Genomic DNA, 6,031 nt, shown 5'->3' on the forward strand with positions numbered 1-6,031 from the left:
ACGGGCGGCCCGGCGGTACTGGGACCACCTGGAACGCCACGCCGGCGGAGTGCTGCGGTGGCTGGTTTCCCAGCGGGACGCGGCGGGCATTGCCTTTTTTCTGGGACAGGCGGCCCCGGAGGAGGCGGCAGTGGCCCAGGCCTGCGAGGCGGCCCGGGAGCAGCGCGCGGCGGAGTGTCTGGCGGTGCTGCTGGAGCAGCGGCACCGGAGGTTTTCCGCCGCTGCGGAAAAGCGGTTTGACCTTTGAGCACGGAGAAAGGAGGGATGGCCATGGAGAACCGGGGCGAAAAGACGTCCGGCAAGGGTTTTGCGGAGATCGGACAGGAGATTTTGTTTGCCGCCCGGAATGAGCTGTATCTGAACCTGCCGTATCTGGACGTGGCGCTGTGCGCCCTGGCGTTCCGGCCCGGCGGGGATGTGACGCTGTCCCTGGCCACGGACGGGGAGACGCTGTACTATGACGGAGCCTGGCTCTCGGACCGGTATCTCCGCTCCCGGGTGCTGACCAATCGGGCCTACCTCCACGTGATCCTCCACTGTATGCTGCGGCACCTGGGGAAGAAGCAGGGCAAGGCACCGGAGCTGTGGGACCTTGCCTGTGACGCGGCGGTGGAGAGTATTCTGGATGAGCTGAACTACGCCTGTTTGAACGAGGGCACCGTCCCCATGAAGCAGAAATTCTGGGGGGAGTGCCGCCGGGAGATGAAGGTGCTGACGGCGGAGGGCATCTACCGCCATCTGCTGCGGCGGAACCTGCCGCCCTATGAGCTGGCCCAGCTGCAGCGGGTATTCCTGGTGGACGACCACGGGCTGTGGGCGCCGGAGGGCCAACAGGACCAGAAGCAGCAGAGCCGCCAGGACCAGAAGTGGCAGGACCTGGCGGAAAAGACCCAGACGGGGCTGGAGACGGTGATGAGCAGCCAGGGCACCGGTGGGGAGACCGTGCTGGAGCAGGTGCGGGTGGCCAACCGGGAAGACGTGGACTACCGGGCGTTTCTCCGGCGCTTCGCGGTGCCCCGGGAGGTGATGGCCGTGGACGGCGATGCCTTCGACTACATCTTCTATACCTACGGCCTCCAGCTCTATGGCAATATGCCCCTGGTGGAGCCGCCGGAGACCAAGGAGGAAAAGCGGATCGAGGACTTCGTCATTGCGGTGGATACCTCCATGTCCACCTCCGGGGCCCTGGTGCGGGAGTTTCTGGCCTGCACGTATGCCATTTTGCGCTCCACGGAGACCTTCACCCGGAAGGTGAACATCCGTATTTTGCAGTGCGACGACCAGGTACGGGCGGACACCGTGATCCACGACCTGGAGGAACTGAAAACATACATGGAGAACTTCCAGCTCTCCGGGGGCAGCGCCACGGATTTTCGGCCGGTGTTTGCCTATGTGGCGCAGCTCCAGGCCCAGGGAGAATTTACGAATCTGCGGGGCCTGGTGTACTTCACCGACGGAATGGGAATCTATCCTCAGAAGCGTCCGCCCTATGACACGGCGTTCGTGCTGCTGGAGGAGCCGCCCCTGAGCGTGAAGATGCCGCCTTGGGCCATTCGGCTGGTGCTGACGGCACCGGCGCTGGAAAAGGCCCGACAGGAGACGCAGGCGGCATGGACGGACGAGATCGACTGGGACGAGCTGCCCCAGCTGTAAGGAGAGAATCGGCATGAACATCAAACAGGCAAAGCAGGAGATCACCAACACCCTCAAGGCGTATCTGACCCGGGACGAGTGGGGAAACTACCTCATCCCCACGGTGCGCCAGCGTCCCATTCTGCTCATGGGCCCTCCGGGCATCGGCAAGACCCAGATCATGGAGCAGATCGCCGCGGAGACGGGGGTGGGCCTGGTGGCCTACACCATCACCCATCACACCCGGCAAAGCGCCATTGGTCTGCCCTTTATCGAAAAGCGGACCTACGGTGGGGAGACCTTCTCCGTGACGGAGTACACCATGAGTGAGATTCTGGCCTCGGTATACCAGATGATGGAGCGGACGGGCCTCAAAGAGGGGATTTTGTTCCTGGACGAGATCAACTGCGTCAGTGAGACCCTGGCACCCATGATGCTGCAGTTCCTCCAGTGCAAGACCTTCGGCAACCAGAAGCTGCCGGAGGGTTGGACCATTGTGGCGGCGGGCAACCCGCCGGAGTACAACAAATCCGTCCGGGACTTCGACGTGGTGACGCTGGACCGGGTGAAGCGGATCGACGTGGAAGAGGACTTCGCGGTATGGAAGGAATACGCCCAGCGCAAGGGCATCCACGGGGCAGTGGTGTCCTACCTGGACATCAAGAAGGAGAACTTCTACCGGATCGAGACCACGGTGGACGGGCTCCAGTTCGCCACGGCCCGTGGCTGGGAGGATTTGAGCGAGCTGATCTGTGCCTATGAAAAGCTGGGGCTGCGGGTGGACCGGCAGGTGGTAGGCCAGTATATCCAGCTGCCCCGCATCGCCAAGGACTTTGCCAACTATCTGGAACTTTACTATAAATACCAGCGTACCTACCATGTGGACGAGGTGCTACGGGGCGAGTGGAAGCCCGTCACGGTCTCAGAGCTGCGGGCGGCGCCCTTTGACGAGAAGCTCTCGGTGATGGGGCTGCTGTTCAGCCGCATGTCGGAGTCCGCCCGGGCGGTGCGCAAGCAGGACGCCCTGGCCACGGCCCTCCACGCCGACCTGACGGAGTTCAAGGAGCGCCTGGCCGCTGAACCGGCCCAGGAGGTGCTGGAGGATCTGGTGCGCCGCCGTCAGGCGGAGATGAAGCGGGCCCGGGAGGCCGGACAGCTGGACAAGGAGCGCCGGGAGCTGGACCAGCGGGAGATCCAGGCCCTGGAGACGTACCGGATGAATCTCAGCAAGGAGGATATCACCGCCGGCGATGCTGTCATGGAGGCAGTAAAGGGATGGTTTGCCGGAGAGGTGGAGCAGCGGCGGACGCTGGGGGCGGAGACGTCGGCACAGTTCGACAATGCTTTCCGCTTCCTGGAGCAGGCCTTCGGCCAGGGCCAGGAGCTGGTGATCTTCGTCACGGAGGTCACGGCCGGGTACGACGCCAGCTGGTTTGTGGAGAACTTCGGCTGTGACGCCTACTTCCGCCACAACCGGGAGCTGCTCTTTGATGATACCCGCCATCGGATTCGGGAGGAAATTCAGGCGGCCAGAGCCGCCGGAAGCGAGGAGGACAAAAGGGATGAATGAGGAACTCAAACAGGTGGAGACCGTGCTGGACGAGAAGGTCCGGCCCGCGCTGCGCAGCCACGGCGGCGCCATTGAGGTGGACCGGCTGGAAAACGGTGTGCTGTATGTGAAGCTGCTGGGCCACTGTGCCGGCTGTCCCTCGGCGGATCTGACCACGGAGACGCTGGTGGAGGCAGAGCTGGTGAAGGCATTGCCGGAGCTGGTGGAGAAGGTCTGTGTGGTGCAGGACGTCAGCGACGAGCTGTGGGAACAGGCGAAAAAGCTCCTGCGGGACCACCACCTGTAAAAGGCGGAACTTTCGGAGAAACCAAACAAAAAATCCCGTGCGCCGCGGCGCACGGGATTCTTTGTTGCATTTACCAGCTGTGGTAGCTCCAGGACTCCGAGGGGGTCATGGCGAAGTAGGTATAGTTGATGGTGTTGCCGCTGTCGCCCCAGGTGGTGTCGATGTGGTACTGGGTGCCATCCAGGGTGGCCAGCGTCCAGATATGGCTCGCGTTGGAGACGGTGGTGCAGTCGATGCCCTCCAGCTTGAGCAGCAGGTTGTACGCGCCGGTATAGCCGTCGCAGACCGCTTTGCCGGAGTGAAAGAGACTATAGGGGATGTGGCTGATGGACGTCTCCCCGGCGCTGTAATCATAGACGCAGTTCTCGCAGATCCAGGTGAAATACACCCGGGCCATCTCGTACTCCGACATGTCGGCCCGGAGGGCGCCGCTGCGCCAGAGCTGGTCGTGGACGGCAATGGCGGAGGCCATGGTCTCGTCCCGATAGGACTGGATGGCGTCTCCGGCGCTGGCGGCGGAGAAGGTCAGGATCACATCGCCGGAGATGGAGTAGGAGCAGGTGACGGTGTTATAGCACTGCTCGCAGTAGGTTTTGACGATGCTGAGCGCCTGCTGCATCACCTGCCGGGCAAAGGTACTGGTGACGCCGGGATCGTACCGGAGTTTGAGGGTGTTGGAATTGGTGGAGAGCATATAGCGGATGGACTGGTCCATTTCGTCAGCCGTGGAAGGGGCGGCGATATAGGTCCCGGCGGGGACCAGAGAGGCCAGCGTGGTGCCGGCGGCGGAATAGGCGCCGGCGATATCCCAGTTGGGGGTCAGGCGCAGCGAGGCATCCACCATCCGGGTGAGCATGGCGGCGCAGGCGCCCCGGGTGATGACCTGATCGGGCAGATAGGAGCCGGTGTCGTCGCTGCCGATGGAGACACCGGTGCGGTAAAGGGTCAGAATATCCCGGTAATAGGGGGTATATTCCGTCACGTCTGTGATGAACTTCCGGGAGGCGTAAGCCTGGGTCACCAGGGCGTCGTTGACGGCGGGCAGGGCTGCCTCCGGCAGGGTGCCCGCCAGCACATGGGCCACCTGGGCCCGGGTGGCGGCGGAGAAGTAGGTGCCGTCCAGTTCGCTGCCCAGCACGCCCTCGGCCTGCAGGTAGCGCAGGTAGGGCACGTAGGCGGCCTGTCCCACCGCGGTATAGCCGGAGGCACCGGCCTCTGCGCTGCCGGTGCGGTAGAGGCTGCGGATGCGCCCGGCAAAGATGATGATCTGTCCCACCGTCATGGAGTCCTGAAGGCCAAAGGTCCCGTCGACTTTGCCCACGGACAATCCGTACTCATACAGGGCCACCACGTTGTCATAAAACACCGAGCGCTCGCTCAGATCGGAGAACTCTCCGGAATAGGTCTTGCTGCGGGTGAAATTGCCGGTGGAGTCCGGCGCGGCCAGGGCGGGGACAGTCAGCAGCAGGCTCACAGCCAGCAGCATGGCGGCAATTCGCTTTTTCATGGGCACCTCCTTGGTAAGATCGGAATGGCTCTATGTAGCTTGGGGAAACGCCCGGAAACAGACGGTCAGGAGGGAATCTGAAGGTCTTCCGGGACCCGGTCCTCCACATAGGGGTTGAGATGTTCGTTCACCAGTGCCAGCGTCTCCTCCGCGTCCAGATGGATGAAGCCGTCGCTGCTGTGCCAGTCACCGGGCAGGGTGGAAAATTCCACGGCGTCGCTGCCCATTTTGATGGCCTCCGTCCCGAACCAGGCCATGTCGCTCAGGGACATGGAGGTGTCCACATACTGCTGGAAGATCTTTACAAAATCCCCCACCTTCCCCAGGTTGGACACCGTCAGCATCTGGGAGGCCACGGTTTTCAAAAAGGCCTGCTGGGTCTGCATCCGGCCGATGTCCTCCGTGCCGTAGCCAGTGCCGTCGTTGTTGTGGCGGAAACGGACCACCTCCATGGCCTCCTGGCCGCTCAAATGCTGCATCCCCTTGGAGAAGTGGATGTGAAGGTCCTGGAGGGGATCGTCGTAATTCATGTTGACAGGGACCTCAAAATCCACACCGCCGATGGCGTCCACCAGGGCCTCAAACCCCGAGAGATCCACGGCCACGGTAAAGTCCACCGGGATGCCAAGCTGTTCGGAGATGGTGTCCGCCAGCAGGTCCGAGCCGCCGGAGTTATAGGCGAAGTTGATCTTGTGCTTTTTGCCGTTGATGATGGCCTTGGTGTCCCGGGGGATGCTGGCGCCGTAGATGGTACCGTTCTGGCCGTCAAAACCGATGAGGATGTTGGTGTCGCTGCCGCCGTTGCCGTCATCCTCGCCGGAGAGGAGGATGGTGTAGAAATAGGGCTTGCGCTCCTTGTGAGCGGCCTGGGCGGCGGACTGTGTGTCCTCAAGCTTGGTGTCGGACAGCGTCTCCTCCTCCGCTGCATTTGCCTCCGCCAGGTTCGGGGCCTGGAAAAGACAGTGAACGCCGGCATAGAGGGCGGCGGCCACAACGGCTACCAGCAGTAAGGTCCGGGGCCAGCTGCGGCGGGGGT

At 62.9% G+C, this 6,031-nt stretch carries 6 protein-coding genes; 4 read left to right on the forward strand and 2 right to left on the reverse strand.

All coding sequences use genetic code 11. From position 1 onward, the window contains the following. The 4 genes from QZL67_RS03545 to QZL67_RS03560 all read left to right on the forward strand — a co-directional run. On the forward strand, positions 1 to 247 hold a 247-nt coding region (locus QZL67_RS03545; protein ID WP_292919782.1), incomplete at its 5' end, for a hypothetical protein. Between the two features lie 23 nt (positions 248 to 270). Beyond that, positions 271 to 1,653, forward strand: coding sequence for a VWA-like domain-containing protein (locus QZL67_RS03550; RefSeq protein ID WP_022289396.1), 1,383 nt, complete (start codon positions 271 to 273; stop codon positions 1,651 to 1,653). Positions 1,654 to 1,666: 13 nt separating this feature from the next. Beyond that, on the forward strand, positions 1,667 to 3,202 hold the full coding sequence (locus QZL67_RS03555) for an ATP-binding protein (RefSeq protein WP_022289397.1): 1,536 nt from the start codon (positions 1,667 to 1,669) through the stop codon (positions 3,200 to 3,202). Next, the gene (locus QZL67_RS03560) at positions 3,195 to 3,488 is read left to right on the forward strand and encodes a NifU family protein (RefSeq protein WP_022289398.1); all 294 of its coding nucleotides are present in this window, start codon (positions 3,195 to 3,197) and stop codon (positions 3,486 to 3,488) included. Before QZL67_RS03555 ends, QZL67_RS03560 begins: the two co-directional genes overlap by 8 nt. Before the next feature lie 70 nt (positions 3,489 to 3,558). On the opposite strand, the gene QZL67_RS03565 is transcribed toward QZL67_RS03560, so the two are convergent. Both QZL67_RS03565 and QZL67_RS03570 read right to left on the reverse strand, forming a co-directional pair. Further along, a complete protein-coding gene (locus tag QZL67_RS03565; RefSeq protein ID WP_022289399.1) occupies positions 3,559 to 4,995 on the reverse strand; it encodes an S-layer homology domain-containing protein in 1,437 nt (478 codons plus the stop codon). Positions 4,996 to 5,060: 65 nt separating this feature from the next. After that, positions 5,061 to 6,031, reverse strand: a 971-nt coding sequence (locus QZL67_RS03570; RefSeq protein ID WP_306765922.1) for an LCP family protein, incomplete at its 5' end; no start/stop codon positions are given.

The sequence above is a fragment of the Oscillibacter sp. CAG:155 genome (assembly GCA_000436875.1).
Taxonomy (GTDB): domain Bacteria; phylum Bacillota; class Clostridia; order Oscillospirales; family Oscillospiraceae; genus Oscillibacter.

Coding starts and splice junctions, on each gene's coding strand:
- QZL67_RS03550 (WP_022289396.1), top strand. CDS start 271: ATGGAGAACCGGGGCGAAAAGACGTCCGGCAAGGGTTTTGCGGAGATC.
- QZL67_RS03565 (WP_022289399.1), bottom strand. CDS start 4,995: ATGAAAAAGCGAATTGCCGCCATGCTGCTGGCTGTGAGCCTGCTGCTG.
- QZL67_RS03555 (WP_022289397.1), top strand. CDS start 1,667: ATGAACATCAAACAGGCAAAGCAGGAGATCACCAACACCCTCAAGGCG.
- QZL67_RS03560 (WP_022289398.1), top strand. CDS start 3,195: ATGAATGAGGAACTCAAACAGGTGGAGACCGTGCTGGACGAGAAGGTC.